The following is a 19,590-nucleotide window of genomic DNA, read 5'->3' on the forward strand; positions in this document are numbered from 1 at the left end:
CGATTGAATCAAGAACTGCGTTTCGCGGCATGATATCCACACTTTCAGTGAAGGACTCAATCACTGCTCCAATGATGCTTTGTCCGCCTTTTCCGACGGGATCACGCATAATCAACGGGATGTGGAATGCGTTTGATCGAAATAACTATATTTCGCAAAACATCCAGTGATCTCCTTCCAAGATGTTCACCAGTGACTCTGATGTGAAAATAATCAGCGTGTCGTCGTAACAGCCCAGTTCTTTGAGAGATGCATTTTATCAAACGTCCCAATTCTGGGCATCCACCCGGACATCATTCCAAAGTAGTCGTTGCCTTGATCTGACGCAGGTCTTCGTCGGAAATTGTCAGGTTGTCCTCAGAAGTCTTCAAATCCAAAACTAAAGCCCTTACCATGCTTTGACGATACGGGGAATAGTACGCCAGCCAAGGATGCCGCTACGCAGATTCCTTCTCCTGGCGTCACCTGCCGGATAGGCATGGGCATTTCGAATTCCGCGTCATATATTCTGCATTGAAGTGTTCCGGGGCGATAAAAGGCGTGGGTGCGGTGAAAAGAACGACAAAATGAGCAAACCAAGCAGACGATTGATTTTTCGTGGTATATTCTAATATCACCTTGTCGGTCAGATATGCGGAGTTACTATCCTCTGCTCGAAACAGGCGGTGAAAAGTTTTTCCCTTGCCGCAAGAACTTTCGGTCGCCTGTATAGGTTGAAAATCTCGTCCGGATCATCAGGGACCTCATACCCCTTTGCCTTCAACTCGTCCAACCATGGTTTCCAATCGCCCGTGAGGGCATACGTGTCGGGTCCATACCGGGCAGTACACCTCTCATATCCACCTCGTGGGCCGGTTTTCCCATCCCCGAACTTTCGGGGATCTAAACTTGTGTCTGTATAGCCAAAAGCATCGGCTCATATCCGTATTTGCGGGCCTCCAATGCCACACATTGTGTGTCTGGAATCCAGAGGCGTACCCGTTCAACACCGAACGGTGGTTTTGCATATACATCCCGGTATAAAGACACGCGCGTGACGGCCCGCAAGGCGTAGCCTGTGCGAAGTGCCGCTTGAACGTGATACCGTCTGCCGCAAGGGGCATCCAGATTTGGCGTCTTGACCTGGGGGGTGATCCCAGACATGACAGGCATTCACCGCGCCATTGATCGGCAGTAATAAACAGTACATTCATAAAGGAAACATTCCTATTTCTTGCTATTACACTTCGATTGCAGCTGCCTTGCGCCGTTCGCGTTCACGAAGAGAACATAGGTGGTCGCAAAAATGACGGTCAGTACGACGAAGATGATCCCGATCACGTTGATCGTCGGGCTCGGGTTTGAAGGCGCATGCGCGAGCCGATTTCGGTGACCAGCGTATGCTCCCCCGCCGATGGAAAAGATCGTGGTGTTGTAGTTCTCAAACGACTGCAGAAAGGCGATCACAGAGGCAGTGGCGATTGTCGGCTTGAGGAATGGGATGGTGATGCGTCGGAATGCTTTGGGGCATGGGTCGCGCCGAGGTCCAGCGCCGCTTCCTCAAGACTGATGTCTTGACGTTGCAGGCGCGCCATGAACATCAGCATCGCAAAGGACGAGATGAACGTTGATTGTGCAAGGATCGCGGTAAAGAACCCGCCGCCGACCCCGAGGTCGCGCCAGAAGATCGTCGTGGAAATACCGACGATAATGCCCGGCGTCAGGATGGGCGACACCATGATCGTATAGAGAAGACCAGTGACCCGCGACTGCAGCCGCGTGATCAGCAGCGCGCCCGCGAGGCCCCGGAGCATGGCGATGACGATGACGCAGGCGGCGATGAACAGCGAATTGGCCAGCCCCGTCCACATTCGCGTATCCTGCATCAGTGCGCCAAACCACTTCAGCGTGAAGCCGCGCCAGACGGTGACCGAGGGCCGCGGATAGTCGTTGAAGCTTCTAAGAAACCATCATGATAATGAGCGGAAAGAACATGTAGAGAAAAACACACCCATATAGACGTTCAGAACCAGCTTGCTGGTGCGACCGATATCCACTTTGGTTTGACCACTCATTTCGCGATATCCTGTAGACGTACTTTCAGAACCTTCATCATCAGGAAGATGAAAACGACGCAGACCACCAGCAGCGTCACGGCATAGGCGGTGCCGACGTTCCAGTTGTTGGACCCGAAGAACTTGTTGTAGATCAGCTGCGTGAACCATGGCTCGGCGGTGCCGCGCGTCATGATGTAGGGCACCGCGTAGGAGCCCACCGACAACATGAAGGTCATGATGCAACCCACCGCCACACCAGGGCGCGCATGCGGGAAGACAACGCGGCTATGCACGCTCCAGACGCCCGCGCCCAGATCCTTGGCCGCCTCGATCTGGTTGCTATCGAGCGTCTCCATCGTGCTGTAGATCGGAAACACCATGAACAAGATGTAGGCATAGACCATGGCAATGAAGACGCCCGATCCGCTTTCGAGAAACGGCACCGGGTCGAGCCCGAACAGCCCCAGAAGCGCGTTGGCGGAGCCGTTGTAGTTGAGGATCATCTGCCGGGCGAAGATGCGCAGCAACTCGTTGATCGCGTAGGGGATCGTCAGCGCTAGCAGGATCATCGCCGCTTGGCCAGGTGTCGACAGTTTCGCCACGGTGTAGGCGATTGGATAACAGACAATGAAACCGATCACCGTGACTCCGAGCGACGCCAGCACCGTCTTGATGAAGATCGACAGATGCGCTGAGCCCATCAGGCGGTAATTCTCGAGCGTGTAGACCTTGCGCGGTTTCGTTTCGACCGCCTCCAACCCGGCGATCTCGTCGTTCAGCGCCGCGATCTCGTCGTCGAACTCCGCCAGTTTTTCATCGCGCTCGGACGATTGGGACTCTTCTTCGACGTCCATCTTATCGAAGGTCAGAAGGTCGATCCTGTTGTAGAGACGGTCGATCTTGACTGACAGTTCCGCCCCGCCCTCGGGCCGCTCCATGGTCCAGAGCGAGCGCTCCATCATGATCAGCTGTGGGCTCGGCTGATCATGCCGATGATCCAGGTTCCGACCAGGAGCAGGATCAAGGCCGTCAACGGCCCACCGAACGCGCGCAGCAGGTTAGTCATCGCTCAGCGTCCCTTCTGCCATGACGACCGCGGCTTCAGGCGCGAAGTGTATGGTCAGGGTCTCGTCCGGCGCATAATCGGTGGTCCGTACGTTGGTTTGATGGATCGAAAATTCCACGCCCTCGCATGTGACGTGCAGGTTGGAGAACGGCCCTTCCAGATCGCGGCGCAGGAAGCGGGCGCTCATGGCGTTCTGTTGCTGCGCGCCGTTCTGCGCTATCTCAACACGCTCGGGGCGCACGAACAGCATGGCGCGGTCTCCAGTAGTGAGGCTGTGCGGATTGGCCGCGCGGAACCGGCCCTGGGCCGCATCCAGTAGCGCCATGTCGCCCTCCGTTCCCGCGATTTTCCCGCGCAGGATGTTGTTCTCACCCACAAAGCTGGCGACGAAGGGATTGGCCGGATCGCTGTAGACATGATCGGCGGTGCCAACCTGCTCAATCCGGCCCCTCCTTCATCACGGCGATGCGGTCGGACATGGTCAGCGCTTCACCTTGGTCGTGGGTGATATAGACGAAGGTAATGCCGGTCGCCTTTTTGGAGCTGTTTGAGCTCGGCGCGCATGTGTTGGCGCAGCTTCAGGTCGAGCGCCGAGAGCGGCTCATCCAACAGCAGAACCGCTTCGACTGACCGCGAGGGCACGCGCGATGGCAACGCGCTGGCGCTGCCCACCCGAGAGCTGGCCTGGCGTTTTCTCGCTCTGCTCTGACAGGGCGACGGTTTGCAGCAATTCCAGCGCGCGTGCCTTGCGCTTACCTTTGGCCCAGCCGCGCATTTCCAGCCCGAAAGCGACGTTCTCCCAGACCGTCATCAGCGGAAACAGTGCCAGGTTCTGAAAGATCAGCGATGTCGGCCTTGCACTTGGTCCGATACCGTTCATCACCTCGCCCCCGATCATCACATCACCGGTGCTTTGCTGCAAAAAGCCCGAGAGCATCCGAAGCAGCGTCGTCTTGCCACAGCCCGAGGGGCCGAGGATCGAAAAGAACTCGCTTCTACCTCGATTTTTAGGTCGAGCGGATGGACCGCGGTGAAAGCTCCAAACGTCACCGACGCCTTTTCCAGGATGATATCCTTGCCGCGCATATGAAAAAAAGTCCTTTCGGAGAATGGAAAGGGCACGGGCAATGATCTGTCCGCGCCCGCCCTTGCATGAGGGATTATGCGTTGGTCAGCTTTTTCTACGTATTCCTGGCGTACTTCCGAGAACCACGGGGTGAAGACCGGCCACCACCACAGGTTATCGATCGCACCCTCCGGATAGGCGAAGTCGAAGGCTTCGCGGTTGGCCTCCGACAGGTATTTGGTCGCCCCCGCCGCGGCGGTATTGTAGCCGGTATTGTTGGCATGCATCGCGCCGATTTCGGGCGACAGTAGAAAGTTGATGAATTCATACGCGCCGTCGACGTTCTCGGCCCCCGACGGAATCCCGACGGTGTCCATCCATCCAAGCCCGCCTTCCTTGGGTACTGCATAGCGCCACTTGGGATCGACATCGATATGAAGCCGGATGCCAGTGGTGTCCCAAGTCTGGCCGATCGTGCAACCCGCGTCAGTGAAGACGCCAGTCGCCTCGGTCGCGTTGTTCCAATAGGCGCCGATGTTTTTCTTGTGCTTGGCGGCAAAGTCCACGCAGGCGTCAAAGATGCGGCGCGGTGTCAGCCTCGGACTTGTAGAGGTCCATGCCACGATCCGACGGCAGTTCGCCTGTAGCATCGAGGTAGAGCGCAATGGCGATCAACACCGATTTTTGCCTTACGGCTACTTGGCCATCCAGCCCGTCTTTCCACAGGTCACCGTAAGAGACCTGTCCTGGCTCAAAGTCATGAACCGAGCTGTCGTAGGTGATGCCCTCGGTGCCCCAGTTGAAGGGGACAAGATAACGCTTGCCGCGATGCGACGCCCCGAGCCGCAGCGAATTGCGCCAGAGCGCCGTCTGGACCTGATCGGTGTCGATCCGGCTCTCGTCGATCTCCTGAAGCAGATTGCCGTCATCATAATCCGGGCGGTTATCAACCGACGGGAAGATCAAGTCGAACCCTTCGCCTCCGGCGGCGCGCAGCTTGCTGTTGGCCTCCTCGTTAGAGCCATAGGTCGAAAGATTGACTGTTGTGCCGGTTTTCTTCTCGAAAGCCTCGATCATGTTGGGCTGGATATAGCCGCCCCACGAAAACACCTTGATCTCGCCAGACGATGCAAACGCTTGACGCGCCAAGAACGGGGTCGCCAATCCGCTAGCCAAAGCTCCCTTCAATAGTGTACGCCGACCAATCGTATTTTCCGTCGCCATGATGCTCCTCCTTATGTGTGTTGATGGCTGCAAGACATGCTTTTCTTGACATGCAGCTTGCGTCAAACTGGTTAAACCGTTGCTATCCAGTTTACGCTTTCTAACCATACCACTTTCAGGTATAGGTAGCGTGGCACGTTTGGAGGTTTCCGATGTCCAGGTTAGAAAAAGGCGTAGCGTTACCGCTTCTAAAAGTCGAAAATTCCGCTTCAACGCCGATCTACCGGCAAATTGAAGATCAGATTCGCACAGCGGTATTGGCAGGTACTTTGAAGCCAAATATGCAGCTTCCTTCGTCTCGGGCACTGGCGCGCGAGCTTAAAGTTTCGCGTCCGACGATCATCCAAGCCTATGAATACCTAACGTTTGAAGGGTTTCTCGAATCTCGCCATGGTGCCGGGACATTTGTTCCAAAAATGCTGCCCGATCACCTGCCAGAACCAACCGTACAGTACCCTGACGCCCGTTCCAGCAAGGTGTCCGCTCCAAAGCCGCTGTCAGACGTTGGGGCGCAGTTTGCTAAGTTAACATCTCACTCTTACCGCACTCAATATTCTGCATTTCTTCCAAACGTTCCAGCCTATGATCTGTTTCCGTTTGAGCAATGGCAGAAACTCCGGAATAGGTGCATTAAGCAGTCTAAACCAAACATGCTTGGGTATGAAGATCTGGCGGGTAGTCTGGCCCTGCGCACCAGTATAACTCAGTATTTGGCCGTCCACCGCGGAGACGTTTGTGACCCCGACCAAATTCTGATTGTGCCAGGGGCCACATTTGCGTTGCATCTGGCAGTGACCTTGCTCAGCAACCCGGGTGACAAGGTTTGGCTCGAAGATCCCGGGCCAGACGGTGTGCGTCTGACTTTGAAGGCACTTAACCGTACCATTTCCAATCTTGATGTTGAGCCAGACGGAATGGATGTGGGTACCGGGATCAGAGACCACAACGATGCACGCCTCGCAATCACTATGCCCTCGCGCCATCACCCCTTGGGTGTCACGTTAAGCCTTGCGAAGCGGCTAAGCATGCTCAGATGGGCGCAACAGAACGGTGCCTGGATTATCGAAGACGATTATGACAGCGAGTTCCGCTACAATGGTCGCCCCCTTGCCTCGATGCGCAGTATCGATTCCACCAACAGCGTTATTTACATCGGTACTTTCAGTAAATCCATGTTTCCGTCGATGCGCATCGGTTATTTTGTGTTGCCGGAATCACTTGTTGGCACCTTCCGGTCTGCCATCGCATCATTCGCCCGTAGTACTTCAGTATTAGATCAGGAAACGTTGGCCCATTTTATTGATGAAGGGTATTTCTCTGCGCATATCAGACAGATGCAAAATGTCTACGGCGCCCGTCGGAAACTATTCACCGAGAGGGCCGCCCAAATACTGCCCGGCCTGCTGGATATGGAAATTCCTGACAGCGGCATGAACGCAATCGGCTGGTTACCTCCGGGTACGGATGACGCAGAAATATCCGAACGGGGGGCGTGAGGCTGGTGTTACTTCGTTTCCCATTTCCCCTTTTCCGAGAACGTTCGTCAAGCCGAAGCGGTTTGCTTCTGGGGTTTGCCAGCGTGAAAGAAGCCGAGCTCGACGAAAACTTACTCATCCTCGCCCGCGTTTTGGAGCAATCCGGACTCGGATAAATGATACGAATTACAGTTCCAGATGACTAGACGTAGTGTTCCCCACCTGACAGACGATTCCCATTCTTTTTTTAGCGTGCCATAGTATCGGCATGAGACGAGATGACATCTGCTTGTATCTGAGCCCCGCCGACCGCGCCCAGCTTCAAGCCGTGATTGCCTGCCGAAACACTGCCCGCAAGCTGGTCTGGCGTGCCGAGATCGTGCTGGCGACGGCAGACGACTGCGGGGCCAACGAGATCATGCGACGCGCGAACACGTCGAAGCCCACCGTTTGGCGCTGGCAGGCGCGTTACCTTGACGAAGGCGTGGACGGCCTCAGGCGAGACAAGACCCGCCCCTCAGGGGTCCCCGCCGCTGCCACGGGCAACGCGTATCAATGTGATTGCCAAGACGGTGCAGGAGACACCTCCGAATGCCACCCATTGGAGCCGCGCGTTGATGGCCGAGGCCGTGGGCATTTCGCCTTCAAGCGTGGGGCGCATCTGGGCGGAAGCAGGGCTGAAGCCGCACCTGACGCATGGGTTCAAGGTTTCGAACGACCCGATGTTCGAGGAGAAGGTCACCGATATCGTCGGGCTTTTACCTTGATCCGCCCGAGCGGGCCGTCGTGCTTTGCGTTGATGAGAAGTAGCAGATCCAGGCGCTCGACAGGACCCAGCCGGGACTGCCGCTCAAGAAGGGTCGTGCGGCCACGATGACGCATGATTACAAGCGCCACGGGACAACCACGCTGTTCGCGGCACTCGACGTAAAGTCGGGCATGGTCATCGGCGAATGCCTGCCGCGCCACCGGGCCAAAGAGTTCTTGCGCTTCTTGGGGAGTGTCATGAACTCTGCAGGCTTGACGAGCGGTGCCCTATTAGCAGGCTGCTGAAAAAGTCCGCCATCGCAAGCCTTGTGCCGAAATAGGCAGGTTTTTCGGGCTCTCTCGTTGAGCTGACGAAAAGCCATCGTGGCATTCATTGATCAAGTGGACGAGACAGGTCCGCCAAAATCGTTTTTCAGCAGCCTGTTAGACAACCCCTGTCTATTTTCGGCGTCCAATGGTGATTTCCCCACTTTAGAGCCTTAGGCGCATCAGGCAACTTCAGCGCCGCTTCCAGCCGGGCGATATCTGAATACCGTCGGCAATCCAACCGAAAATAAACTGCGCTATCATGAACACGCGAGACTTTGAGTAACTGCATATCATGTGATGCAAATTCCAGGGCGCATCGCGACAGAACATTCCACATGTCGGTAGCTTCAACAGTCACATCAAGGGATATAAAGTGATTGGGAAGCATCACCGCAAGTTCTTCATACTGATCTGTATTTGTGAGCATTTTGCCTCCTGATACCTCTGTGGAGGGAAGAACGAAATCAGGGTGGTTAGCCTTGATTGCATTGGTTTCACACTCCGCAGTGCGCCAATCAAACCGGCACAACCCGAATGTCGAACACTTATCCAGTGAGAATAGGGAGAGTCAAGAAAAAATCCTTGATTACGGATTTTTTTCCGCTATAGCGTCCCTATTCCAGTAGGAGATGATGATGACTGCTGCCTTCTTAACCCAGATAAGCGAAACACTCGCCTCGATCGAGGCTGAAGGCATGATGAAACGAGAGCGTTTGATCACCTCGCCGCAGGGCGGGCGGATTACTGTTGAACATGCGGGCCAGCAACGCGAAAATGTGGTGAACCTCTGTGCCAATAACTACCTTGGGCTTGCCGATCATCCGGCGTTGATCGCAGTGGCGAAGGATAGCTACGACGCCCATGGGTTTGGCATGGCGTCAGTGCGATTTATCTGTGGCACACAAGATATACACCGACAGCTTGAACAACGGTTGGCGGCGTTTCTGGGCAAGGAGGATTCCATCCTGTTTGCTGCTTGTTTTGATGCGAATGCTGCCGTGTTTGAGCCACTTTTAGGACCCGAGGATGCAATTATTTCTGACGCATTAAACCATGCGTCAATTATCGACGGCATTCGTTTGTGCAAAGCACGTCGCTATCGCTACTCAAATTCCGATATGGACGATCTTGAGGCAAAGCTGAAAGAAGCGCGTAATAGCGGCGCGCGCCATATCATGATTGCGACGGATGGTGTGTTTTCGATGGATGGCTATCTGGCAAACCTGCCGGATGTCACCAATCTGGCGCAAAAATATGCCGCGCTGGTGATGGTTGATGATTGCCACGCCACCGGATTCATGGGGCCACAGGGGCGTGGCATGGCAGCGCATTACGGTGTCGATGTAGACATATTGACCGGTACCTTTGGCAAGGCACTTGGTGGGGCCATAGGCGGTTATATCGCCGGACCACAGGCCGTGATTGATCTGCTGCGTCAGCGCGCGCGACCTTATCTGTTTTCAAATTCACTGCCCCCTGCTATGGTGATCGCCGCTCTTGCTGCGCTTGATTTGGTGGAGGCAGGGGACGATCTGCGTTGGCAACTGTTTGAGAACACCAAATACTGGCGCGACGGGCTTGCATCACTGGGCTTTGATCTGCTGGATGGTGAGCACCCTATTGTGCCCGTCATGTTAGGGGATGCGCGGCTGTCACAACAAATGGCGACAAAGCTGTTTGATCACGGCGTCTATGTTGCCGGGTTCTTCTTTCCTGTTGTGCCAAAAAGGCGCGGCGCGGATCAGAACACAAATGAATGCTGCCTTAACCAAGACAGATTTAGATTTTGCACTGGATGGTTTTGCCAAAGCCGGACGTGCAGTGGGGGCAATATCATGAGCAATCAAATGAAAGCGCTGGTTAAAGCCCGGGCAGAGGTAGGTCTGTCGATGGAGCGCGCGCCAGTGCCAGAAATTGGCGCGTACGATGTGCTGATACGGATCAACAAAACCGGCATCTGCGGTACCGATGTTCATATCTGGAACTGGGACGACTGGGCGCAGAAGACGGTCCCTGTGCCATTGATAACCGGCCATGAATTTGCGGGTGAGATTGTCGAGCTCGGCAAAAATGTCGACGATCTGACGATAGGTCAGCGCTGTTCGGGCGAGGGCCACTTGATTGGCAAAAAAGTCCCGCCAGTCTCGTGCGGGCAAGTTTCATCTTGATCCGGAAACCAGAGGTATAGGCGTGAATGAGCAGGGCGCATTTGCGGAATACCTACGCCTACCTGCGTTTAACGCAATGCCGCTGCCGGATGAAATTGACGACGACATTGGTGCGATTCTGGATCCGTTGGGCAACGCTGTTCACACCGCGCTGTCCTTTGATCTGGTTGGTGAGGACGTATTGGTCACTGGCGCTGGCCCGATTGGGATCATGGCTGCGGCTGTTGCTCGTCACGTTGGAGCACGTCATGTGGTGATTACCGACGTCAATCAGGACCGGCTCGATCTTGCGGCACGCGTGGTCGATTTGTTTCCAGTAAATGTCGCAAAACAGGAGCTACGCGAGGTCGAGGGCGCGTTGAAGATGTCCCAAGGTTTTGACGTGGGGTTAGAGATGTCCGGGAACCAGATGGCGCTGGATCAGATGGTGGAAAATCTGGTGATGGGCGTACCGCATCGCGTTACTGGGCATTCCCCTGGAAAATCGCCTGTGGATTGGTCGCGAATTGTATTCAAGGCCATTACCATCAAAGGCGTCTACTACCGCGAGATTTTTGAAACCTGGTATAAAAATGATCGCCATGCTGCAAAACGGATTGAACGTGCGTGATGTGATCACCCACCGGTTTGATGTGGATGATTTTTGCATCGGGTTTGAAGTGATGCGATCTGGACTAAGTGGCAAAGTTGTGCTTGATTGGAACAAGCTGAACTCATCTACGTGAGCAAGGTGTAGAAGCGACTACACCAAGGTGGAGAGACATTGGCAAACCAAAAGATAAACGAACGGTTGGCGACAAGACTTAAGGAAGCCCGAAAATCGCGTGGACTGAGCCTTGATTCACTCGCAAAGCTTTCCGGCGTATCCAAATCAATGCTGTCGCAAATCGAGCGTCAAGAAAGCAGCCCGACTGTCGCCAGTCTGTGGAACCTTACACAGGCGCTCGGTATGGATTTCTCGGGCCTTCTGGACGACGGCACTACCGAGGAAGACCCCATCAAAGAAGTGGTCCGGGCGGAAAAGGTTCCGATAATTAATTCCCGCGGAACCGGCTGTAAAATAAGAATTCTCAGCGCTCCCGAAAGCGTCGGACTTACTGAAATCTATGACCTCGAATTTGAGGCAAATGGCATCTTGGAAAGCGATCCGCATCGTTCTGGCTGTGTTGAGAACCTCGCGGTTTTCAGTGGAGAACTTATTGCCACATCGGATAGAGCCAAAGAGACACTGGGTGCGGGGGATACAATCCGATATGCGGCGGACCGACCACATTCAATTCAGGCTAAAGACCGGCCCGCGCGTGCTATCTTAATCGTCGAAGGTTCGTAAAGGAGGAGTGAATTTTGTTACCCACATGGATTGCGGCGCATTCAAGCCTATTGTCTGAACAAATCTTCGCAGTCGGGTTTATCCAAGCAGGACGTAGCATGCCATAAATCGCTTTGATTGGCCATCAAGGGTGGCTATGAATTGCGAATAACTTTTGCGCATCGAGATCGCCGAGAAATTCGGTCCAGGCAGCTTTACTCTCGCGGCCCATATTCATGATTGGAAGCAGCACCTTCTGCCCGTCCCAGCGCACGCCTATGGCCGCCAGCACCGAGATATTCGTGGCTTTCTTTGTTGGGTTGTGTCCCAACCCGTTCTCTAATCGCCTCCGTCAAGTTCTGATCCTTGTTGCAGTCCATCATGCGTGCCGGGCTCTTGGGTTCTCTCCGCGGTCGTCGCGTAAGCATCCGCTGTGTACCGCGGTCAGGCTGCCTTGACGTGTTGCGTTGCTCCGTCCCATTCCCAAGGCAGAAGCTCGTGCAGGCGTGAGACCGGCATGTCGGAGATGCGGGCGATGACGTCGGCGAGCCAGGCCTGCGGATCGATACCGTTCAGTTTGGCCGTGCCGATCAGGGAATACATGGCGGCGGCGCGCTGCCCGCCACGCTCGGACCCTGCGAAGAGCCATGATTTTCTTCCGAGGGCCACACCGCGCAGCGATCTTTCGGCGGCATTGTTGGTCAGGCAGATGCGGCCATCTTCGAGGAACGCGGTGAATCCTGACCAGTGCTTCGGCGACAGCAGGTAGTCGATCGCCTTGGCGACCTTGGCGTGCTTCGAGAGCAGCGCACGTTCTTCGCGCAGCCAACGCTCCAGATCGGCGACCAGCGGGACCGACTGGCGTTGTCGCACCTCGAGGCGGGCGGCGGGGATTTGCCGTTGATGTCGCGCTCGATCTCGAACAGGGCGTCGATGCGCTTCACCGCCTCGAACGCGATCGGCGAGATCTCCTTGGCGTTCTTGCCCTTGCGAATGTTCTTCTCGGCATCCGCGAGTTCGAAGAACTTGCGGCGGGCATGTGCCCAACACAGGGCCGAAGCAACGGGCCCCGGCACTCGCTTCGGGTCGTAAAGCTGGTTGTATCCGGCATAGGCATCAGCTTGCAGGATGCCCTGCCATCCCTTGAGATGCCCGGTCGGATGCTCGCCGCCCCGATCGCGGGAGAAGCGGAAGACCACCGCCGGCGGGGCGGTGCCGCCGAAGGTGCGGTCATCGCGCACATAGGTCCAGAGCCGCGCGGTCTTCGTGCCGCCGCGGGCGAGCAGCGGCACTGTCGTATCATCGCCATGCAGCCGTGCGGCGGCGAACACATGCGCCTCGATCAGCGCGTTCAGCGGTGTCAACAACTCGGTCACCGCGCCCACCTGGTCGGCGAGCCTGGACAGGCTCAACTCGACGCCTTCGCGGGCATAGCGGTCGGCCTGGCGGTTCAGGGGCTGGTGCTGGCCGAACTTCTCGAACACGATCATGGCAAGCAGGCTGGGGCCTGCCCAGCCGCGCGGGATCGGGTGGAACGGGGCCGGAGGCTGGCTGATCTTCTCGCAATCGCGACACGTGAACTTCTCGCGGACGGTTTGGACCACCTTCCACTGCCGCGGCACCACCTCCAGCGTGTCGGTGACATCCTCGCCCATCTTCACGATCCGTTCGGATCCGCAGCACGCGCAGTTTGAGGGGGCCTCGACCACGACCCGTTCGCGCGGCAGATGCTCGGGGAACGGCTTCTTCACCGGCTTGCGCCGCTCGAAGCCTGCAACCTTCGTCTTCTCCGCCGCCTGCTCGGCGCGGATGGCATCCTCCGCCGCAGCGGTTTCCAGTTCCTCGAGCTGCAACTCGAGCTGGTCGATCAGCCGGGCGGTGCGTTCGGCGCTGCGGCCATACTTGTCGCGCTTGAGCATGGCGATCTCAAGCTTCAGGCTAGGCGATCAGCGCCTCGGAGGCCGACACAACAGCGTTCGAACGGGCAAGCTGGGCCTTCGTGGCGGCCAATTCGGCGCGCAGTTTCTCGAGTTCGGAGGCGGCATCTGACATGGTCACAATCTACCATGCCGGTTCGGAAATGCCCATGCAAAACAGGACTATGAGCGCTATTTATCCAACCTTTTCAGGGCGTTGCGTCCAGCGCGGATTGCGCCAGTCAATTCCTTCCAGCGATCACCCATGTTGATACCCCCCCCATTGTCAGGCTGACAGATTCTCAAATCCAGTTCGCCGATCACGTGATTTCGTAGGTTCTGCACTCCGTCCAACACGACTGACGTGTCGGGAAACAGATAGGCACCGGTTGGCTGAGGTTCGATGAGCAGACGCTTCTTCTTGATCTGGACGTAGAGCCAGTTGACCGGAATCCCCAACTTGGCAGCGAGCTCCGTTGTGCTCAGGAAGCCGGGATCGTGCTCCCACCGCCTGCGGGAAGGGGGCGCCTTGATGCCTTCGGCCAGCCGGATACGTTGCACGGTGACGGGAAGAACCATGTCGGCACAGTTGGCCGATCCGTGACCCTCTTCGGTGAGAAGGCGAGCAATTTCATTGTCGGGCCTGCCTTCTTTCGCCAGGTCGAGCAGGCGCGCCCGCATTTCGCCACCCCGAGCGAGTTTTGCGATCGCCGTGACCCGCATTTTGACATCGAGGTCGGTCACCGCCCCGCCGCGCCATACGATGCGGACCAGCGCGCGCTCGGACGTCCGGTCGAGCACCACCTTGTCCACCAGGCAGCGCAGGAGCGACTTGCGATGCGCGTCAGTGGTGGCGGGATCCGCCCAGATTTGCGGCAGACGTCCCGCCAAGGCCACCACCTTGCCGGTGAAAGCCTTCCCCATTGCCAGAGGCGCGGTCGGTTGCTGTGCGGATTGCTCGGCCAGCGCCGCCTCCGCCGCCCGAGCCTCCATCAGCGCGCTTTCCCAGCGGCGTTCAAGTTCGGCGGCCACGAGACGGTTGTCAGGATCGACGCGATTGTACTGCCGCTGTGCCAAAGCCGCTGCATAGCGTGTGCGCTCGACCTCGCGTTCGGCGTTTGCGCGCAAGGCTCCGTCGACCTTGCTCTGGCCCGGCGGGCGCGTGACAGAGCATCGAGTTCCGCGGGGGCCAGCGCGGTCAGGAATGCGTCGGCAACAGCGGCGTCCACTGCCTCGGCCCGGATATGCTGGCAAGTGGGCAACCCGGAGTGGGTGCGCAAGTGGTTGCAGACATACTCTCCGCCGCCCTTGTATCGAACATACATCTTGTGGCCGCACCGTCCGCACCACACGATGCCATGCAAGAGAAGGTCGCCGTCGCGGGGGATGCCTCTTGTCTTGGTGCGCATGTATTCGGCCCGGTTGTCGCTCACGATGCTGCGGATCTTCTCATAGGTCGGCCAATCGATATAGGCCGGATACCGGTCCTTCACGACAATACGCCATTCCTCGAGAGGTCTCGCCACTTTCGCTTTTGCCGGAGACCGACCGTCCGGGGTCGTGTCCCTCATGCGGGTTCGGCCATAGACGAAAGCGCCTGCGTAAGCGGGATTCTTCAGGATCGCAGCGACCGCGGAAACCGTCGCGCGAGCCCAGTGCAACTCGCCGTGCCGGTCCCTGCGTGGCAGATCGAGACCGCGAGCATTCAGCATGCGCATCACCTTGGCGAGTGCTGCGCAGCTTCAGAAAGAGTTCGAACACAAGACCAAGCCGGTCCTGAACACCCATATCGGGATCCTTCAGCACGACACCGGCATCCCGTACGAGGCCGACCGGCAAGGTGAGGGCGAGCTCCCCGCGCTGTGCCTTGGCGATCGAGCCGGTCGTCAGGCGGCTGCGGATCGTATGCAGCTCGAGTTCGGATATGGTGCCCTTGAGGCCAAGCAGAAGGCGTCCGTTGGCACTGCCGGGGTCATAGACGCCGTCGCGATCGGCGATCAGACACCCCCGCAGCCCACAGATGTCCAGAAGAGGATACCAATCCGAGCAGTTGCGCGCGAGCCGCGTCACGTCGACGGACAGGATCATTCCCACTTCGCTGAGCCCGACCCGACCGACAAGTTCCGGGAACCCGCTGCGATGTGCGGTACGAGGCGCCGCTCAGACCGAGATCGGCGTCGATCACGTCAATGTCAGCTTCATGCCATCCAAGATCGTGGGCGCGTTGGCTGAGCGCGTATTGCAGCCGCAGGCTCTCTTGGTTGCTCACGACCTGATGCGGCGTCGATTGTCGGATGTAGACGACGGCCTTGCGCTTCAGATGCGTCAGTTGGATCAACTCGGACATCACGAAAGACCTCCGCCAGAACCACGGCTATGTCGTCGACGATCTGGCGCCTCAGCGTCACCGGCAGCATCGTCCAAAGATCTTCGGGTGCCGTGCTCATGATCTAAACTTACCACATTTAGTAGCTCCAGCAAAGCTTCCACGCTCAGTTTGGTAGGAGAAGTCAGCAAAACACACGGCTCGGTCACCGCCACCGGCACATTCAGTGTCACGCCATCGCGATACGCAACCTCGTAGAAGGGCGAAGAACTGCCCCTGCGAAACAACGATCGGCCAAGAACCGGAACCTGCGCCCAAAGAGCGGATGGCGCGGATCAAGGACCTGAACCTCCTCTGGAAAAGATTCGTCAGCATCACCAAAGGGGGTATCCCCAAACACCTTCGAGAAGATAACCGAGCTGGGCTGCGGAGACCTGGACTGCGTCGCCCGTGCGGCTCACCGGCCAGATGAACTTGCCTGCCTCGAGACGTTTCAGATAGAGTGATGTGCCGACCCCCTCATGCCATAAAAATCTTGACCAGATCGCCTTTGCGGCCGCGGAAGCAAAATATCTCTCCCGCATGCGGATCACGCCCGAGACCTTGCTGCACCTGCAATGCCAGCGTGTTCATGCCCCGCCGCATGTCAGTCACGCCGCCGGCGATCCAGACCTTCACGCCTGCCGGAAACGCGATCATTGCCCGTCCACCACTGACAGGATCCGCGCAAGCGCTTCCGGCTCGACCCCGGTGGGCACGACAAGCCGACGGCCATTCGGCAGGGCTATCTCCACCTGAGAGTTCCGTGGAAGATCAGGGGGATCAACCGGCCCCGTTTGAGAGGCAGGGACACCCTTCGTGACGGTCACCGGGGCGAAGGATACCGGGCGGCCCGCACCAAGCTCACCGTTGCGATACTGTCGCCGCCAGATCGTCAACAGTGATCGGCAAATGCCATGCCGCCGCGCCGTCGCTGTCACTTGCCGGTGGCCGACAAAACTTTCCTCGACGATCCGGAGCTTGCCCTCATCCGACCATTGCCGACGACGAATGCCATCGGCTGCAGAGAGAACTTCGATTTGAGGGCGGTAAATGAAATCGGACATAACATCGGACTTATCATCGGATCGTAGCCAAAGTCAGACGGCCGCCGCCGGAGCCTTACCCTGCAAATGCCCGCTTATGCACGCTGGTGCGGTTTTTCTGGTCCGGTGTTGATGTGGCGTTGATGTAAACCGCACAAGCAAAAGCCCGACTGATTAGGTCGGACTTTAAGCTTTTGATTTAGCGTTGTTTTTTGGTTGCGGGAGTAGGATTTGAACCTACGACCTTCAGGTTATGAGCCGAAATATCTGCGATTCCAATAACTTAGATATTTCAGTGACTTACGCGCCAAGCCTTTGATTCCGCGCATTTTCTACTCCGACGACACCCGACATTGACCGGGTTTCACCGTCACCGACCGCGCCAAAACGGTGTATGCGGGTTGAGGTGGCGTTGAGGTGGCCGATCCCTTATCTCACTGGATCATGATCGCGAACGGCCCTGAGCTGCCATTCATCACGGTCACCATTGCTGCATATAAACGCTTGACCTCCCCCTCCCCACTGAAAAATTCCCGACTGGGGTAAGTCTGTTTCTTTGAAAGGAGGCGGATGAAGGGCTTTGAAACAGAAAAAATATCCGACCAATGCAATCAAGCGATCGTTAGTGACGAGAGTCCGTTACTAACGATCGCGAACTGCGGTTCGGACGATTGTGTGATCACGCCAACAGTGTTTGCGGAATCGGTGTAGGAACATCTATCTGTGACAGGCTGGCCAAGAGAGCCTTGGCATTAGCTAAGCGCACGGCTGTTGCCTTTTCAGGCTTACGTTGAGCCGTTTCATTCCGGGGATCATCGTAACCATCGTGGGCCAAAAAGACCGCAGTAGCGGCCAGCTCCAACTCGATCGAGTCGGCAGCAGCGGCAAGGGTTGCAAGGCTATGGCGTGGGTTGCCTTGTTCAAGTTCTTGAACATTATCAATAGTATACGTGGAATACGTCCCACCCCATGCCGTTTGATCTTGGCGCTCATTGAGGTTTCCAAACAATGCACCAAACTTTGCAGATGAAGCCAACTCTTCACTGAAAGGGCCGTAGTGCTTGTATGCAAAACGAAAGCTATCATCGAGACCCGTCGCAGTAAGCAGGTACGCAATCTTCTGTAACCGCGTCCGACCTACGATCCGACCACCTGCATCTCGAATGAGATTTGTAACTTCTTCTATCCTAATATCGGACATCAGTTGATCTCCCCTTCAACAATATCTTTTTATTACCTGTAAGGCTTCAGCGTCTGATTCATCATAGTATGCGCGAGTCAGCCTATAAACACTCAAAGATTTCACTATCTCGGACCGTTGCCTGATGTCGATCAACTCGCCACCATCGGTACGCACGTTGATCTGCTCAGTATAGCCATTGCTACCACCACCTGCCTTGTAGGGCTTTCGTTCGGCCTCATCTGTGATGATACGGGGAACGACTGCCTCTTGCTTCTTTTCCCATTCTTGTAGCTTCACCACCGCCGAGGCGCAACATTTTTCAATTTTCTCTATATTTTGCAGGTCCATCGAATTGTGGGGGTCACATCTGTGGGTAATTTCCGCCCGAATGTCATAGCATTTGAAAAGTTTCCGGTTCAGGAGACGATCTGAAAACTCCGAGAGGATTGGATCATCTGCTTCAAGTAAAAGCTGAAGTGCGCCCCAAACAGCCGTGTCGTCTAAAGCCAAGGCTGTTTCGAGGCTCTCAGGTTCCTTGGCAAACTTGATCAGTGGATGGTTCGAAGGTAATCCAGTTTTCCCCACAGCGTCATCTCCAACCAACTCGACGAGTCGAACCAGAACTTCCGCGAATAACTTCTCAGCACCTCGTGTGGTCTTATGAAAATAGATTGTCGGGTAAAGTTGGAATAACCCCAGAACATAAGATTCAGCCGCTTGTATCGCCTTCGGGCCGATTACGAAGGTCGGTACTGAACCAACAGCCATATCGTCAACGCCAGTTGTCACTTCACCAATGTCGAGATTGGCCAACAACCAAGTCAGATCAATGGCAGCATGTTCACTTCCTGTCATCATCCGATCACGCTGCATGTAATCAAGACGGTCTGCGTCAAATTGACTGGAAACAACTGAGTTGTGAAGCGTGATCTTACCTTCTTTCTTAATCATGTTAGCAACACTTGATGCGAAACCATCCATGATATCTGCATTCAGAATTTCAGCAATTTCGCCATTTCGAATAAGCTCATCGCTCATAACTTCATGATCGGCCAGCTTCAACTTCAGACGCTTTCCAACGGTTTCAAAAGCGTGGCTGAATGGGCCATGACCCACATCATGCACTATGGCAGCAGCCAAGGCGATTTTCTCACGTGACCCCTGATCATCTGTCTTCTTCCTGACGATCTCCATAAGTTCTCTAGCCGTATGAAACACGCCGATGCTGTGAGCAAACCGCGTATGCGTTGCGCCTGGATACACAAGTTCGGAGAAGCCCAACTGCTTTACTCTACGCAGCCGTTGAAACGGTCTGCTCTGAAGCAGCTTCCATACGACGCGCTCAAGCTCATCACGAGTATCAAACTCAATAAGATTATGGACGGGGTCTCGAACTCTTTGAATAGCCACGCTGTAAATGTTCTCTTATTGTTCTAATCGGGGATGCCTATAAAGTCAATGCTACAGCATTGTGTGATGCCTGCAAGCCCTAGTGGAAATCACGACGCGACACACAACCTCTCGATATTGGTCGATTTTGCTGGTGCGCCGCCGAACTTCTACACAGCATCTTTCGAGCACCTCAAGATATCTCAAGACTCTTTCCTCAAACAGTCCGCTCAAACCCTTGATGGTAGTTGGGGATCGAGACAATTTATC

At 56.0% G+C, this 19,590-nt stretch carries 16 protein-coding genes and 7 pseudogenes; 5 read left to right on the forward strand and 18 right to left on the reverse strand.

Annotated features, from left to right (window positions below; translation table 11 throughout):
• Positions 1-833: 833 nt before the first annotated feature.
• The 7 genes from FGD77_RS22325 to FGD77_RS04085 all read right to left on the reverse strand — a co-directional run bounded on the left by FGD77_RS22325 (position 834) and on the right by FGD77_RS04085 (position 5,392).
• Entirely contained in the window at positions 834-1,193 is a 360-nt protein-coding gene (locus FGD77_RS22325; protein WP_369682696.1) for a sulfatase-like hydrolase/transferase, read from the reverse strand.
• 249 nt (positions 1,194-1,442) lie between these two features.
• The gene (locus tag FGD77_RS04065; RefSeq protein ID WP_255006598.1) at positions 1,443-1,865 is read right to left on the reverse strand and encodes an ABC transporter permease; all 423 of its coding nucleotides are present in this window, start codon (positions 1,863-1,865) and stop codon (positions 1,443-1,445) included.
• Positions 1,866-2,050: 185 nt separating this feature from the next.
• Complete coding sequence (locus FGD77_RS04070) at positions 2,051-2,998, reverse strand: ABC transporter permease (protein ID WP_255006603.1); 948 nt, start codon at positions 2,996-2,998, stop codon at positions 2,051-2,053.
• 96 nt (positions 2,999-3,094) lie between these two features.
• Positions 3,095-3,427 (reverse strand): TOBE domain-containing protein, encoded by a 333-nt coding sequence (locus FGD77_RS22330; protein WP_369682697.1) that lies wholly within the window; start codon positions 3,425-3,427, stop codon positions 3,095-3,097.
• A 276-nt stretch (positions 3,428-3,703) separates the two neighbouring features.
• On the reverse strand, positions 3,704-4,039 hold the full coding sequence (locus FGD77_RS22335; RefSeq protein WP_369682698.1) for an ATP-binding cassette domain-containing protein: 336 nt from the start codon (positions 4,037-4,039) through the stop codon (positions 3,704-3,706).
• On the reverse strand, positions 4,000-4,734 hold the full coding sequence (locus tag FGD77_RS22340; protein WP_369682699.1) for an extracellular solute-binding protein: 735 nt from the start codon (positions 4,732-4,734) through the stop codon (positions 4,000-4,002). Before FGD77_RS22340 ends, FGD77_RS22335 begins: the two co-directional genes overlap by 40 nt.
• Before the next feature lie 7 nt (positions 4,735-4,741).
• Positions 4,742-5,392: an extracellular solute-binding protein gene (locus tag FGD77_RS04085; RefSeq protein ID WP_255006604.1), complete on the reverse strand. Its 651-nt coding sequence runs from the start codon at positions 5,390-5,392 to the stop codon at positions 4,742-4,744.
• Positions 5,393-5,544: 152 nt separating this feature from the next.
• Here FGD77_RS04085 and FGD77_RS04090 point away from each other — a divergent pair, with 152 nt between their 5' ends.
• Both FGD77_RS04090 and FGD77_RS04095 read left to right on the forward strand, forming a co-directional pair.
• Positions 5,545-6,888, forward strand: a complete 1,344-nt coding sequence (locus tag FGD77_RS04090) for a PLP-dependent aminotransferase family protein (protein ID WP_255006605.1) — start codon at positions 5,545-5,547, stop codon at positions 6,886-6,888.
• Between the two features lie 247 nt (positions 6,889-7,135).
• Positions 7,136-7,872 (forward strand): annotated as a pseudogene (locus tag FGD77_RS04095) (IS630 family transposase); the annotation flags it as partial.
• Between the two features lie 175 nt (positions 7,873-8,047).
• Here the strand turns inward: FGD77_RS04095 and FGD77_RS04100 are convergent.
• Complete coding sequence (locus FGD77_RS04100; protein WP_255006606.1) at positions 8,048-8,371, reverse strand: hypothetical protein; 324 nt, start codon at positions 8,369-8,371, stop codon at positions 8,048-8,050.
• A gap of 208 nt (positions 8,372-8,579) precedes the next feature.
• On the opposite strand from FGD77_RS04100, the pseudogene FGD77_RS04105 reads away from it, so the two are divergent.
• From FGD77_RS04105 to FGD77_RS04115, 3 genes and pseudogenes are all read left to right on the forward strand, one after another.
• A pseudogene (locus FGD77_RS04105) lies at positions 8,580-9,783 on the forward strand (glycine C-acetyltransferase).
• An 8-nt stretch (positions 9,784-9,791) separates the two neighbouring features.
• Positions 9,792-10,837, forward strand: a pseudogene (tdh, locus tag FGD77_RS04110) (L-threonine 3-dehydrogenase).
• Between the two features lie 38 nt (positions 10,838-10,875).
• Positions 10,876-11,442 carry a helix-turn-helix domain-containing protein gene (locus FGD77_RS04115; protein ID WP_255006607.1) on the forward strand — a complete coding sequence of 189 codons (567 nt, stop codon included), beginning with the start codon at positions 10,876-10,878 and terminating at the stop codon, positions 11,440-11,442.
• A 154-nt stretch (positions 11,443-11,596) separates the two neighbouring features.
• Here the strand turns inward: FGD77_RS04115 and FGD77_RS04120 are convergent.
• From FGD77_RS04120 to FGD77_RS04155, 10 genes and pseudogenes are all read right to left on the reverse strand, one after another.
• Positions 11,597-11,734 (reverse strand): annotated as a pseudogene (locus tag FGD77_RS04120) (transposase); the annotation flags it as partial.
• Between the two features lie 131 nt (positions 11,735-11,865).
• Positions 11,866-13,473, reverse strand: a pseudogene (locus tag FGD77_RS04125) (IS66 family transposase).
• Between the two features lie 56 nt (positions 13,474-13,529).
• Positions 13,530-14,465 (reverse strand): hypothetical protein, encoded by a 936-nt coding sequence (locus tag FGD77_RS04130; RefSeq protein ID WP_255006608.1) that lies wholly within the window; start codon positions 14,463-14,465, stop codon positions 13,530-13,532.
• Between the two features lie 86 nt (positions 14,466-14,551).
• Positions 14,552-15,055 (reverse strand): annotated as a pseudogene (locus tag FGD77_RS22345) (recombinase family protein); the annotation flags it as partial.
• 145 nt (positions 15,056-15,200) lie between these two features.
• A pseudogene (locus FGD77_RS22350) lies at positions 15,201-15,476 on the reverse strand (recombinase family protein); the annotation flags it as partial.
• A gap of 561 nt (positions 15,477-16,037) precedes the next feature.
• Entirely contained in the window at positions 16,038-16,247 is a 210-nt protein-coding gene (gene tnpB / locus FGD77_RS22355; protein WP_369682700.1) for an IS66 family insertion sequence element accessory protein TnpB, read from the reverse strand.
• Positions 16,183-16,362 (reverse strand): IS66 family insertion sequence element accessory protein TnpB, encoded by a 180-nt coding sequence (gene tnpB / locus FGD77_RS22360; protein WP_369682701.1) that lies wholly within the window; start codon positions 16,360-16,362, stop codon positions 16,183-16,185. The genes tnpB (FGD77_RS22355) and tnpB (FGD77_RS22360) overlap by 65 nt, the downstream gene beginning before the upstream one ends.
• Complete coding sequence (locus FGD77_RS04145; protein WP_255006611.1) at positions 16,359-16,769, reverse strand: transposase; 411 nt, start codon at positions 16,767-16,769, stop codon at positions 16,359-16,361. The genes tnpB (FGD77_RS22360) and FGD77_RS04145 overlap by 4 nt, the downstream gene beginning before the upstream one ends.
• A gap of 658 nt (positions 16,770-17,427) precedes the next feature.
• Complete coding sequence (locus FGD77_RS04150) at positions 17,428-17,949, reverse strand: hypothetical protein (RefSeq protein ID WP_255006613.1); 522 nt, start codon at positions 17,947-17,949, stop codon at positions 17,428-17,430.
• Between the two features lie 15 nt (positions 17,950-17,964).
• Positions 17,965-19,341, reverse strand: coding sequence for an HD domain-containing protein (locus FGD77_RS04155; RefSeq protein WP_255006614.1), 1,377 nt, complete (start codon positions 19,339-19,341; stop codon positions 17,965-17,967).
• Positions 19,342-19,590: the final 249 nt, after the last annotated feature.

Source organism: Roseovarius sp. M141, from assembly GCF_024355225.1.
Lineage (GTDB): Bacteria > Pseudomonadota > Alphaproteobacteria > Rhodobacterales > Rhodobacteraceae > Roseovarius.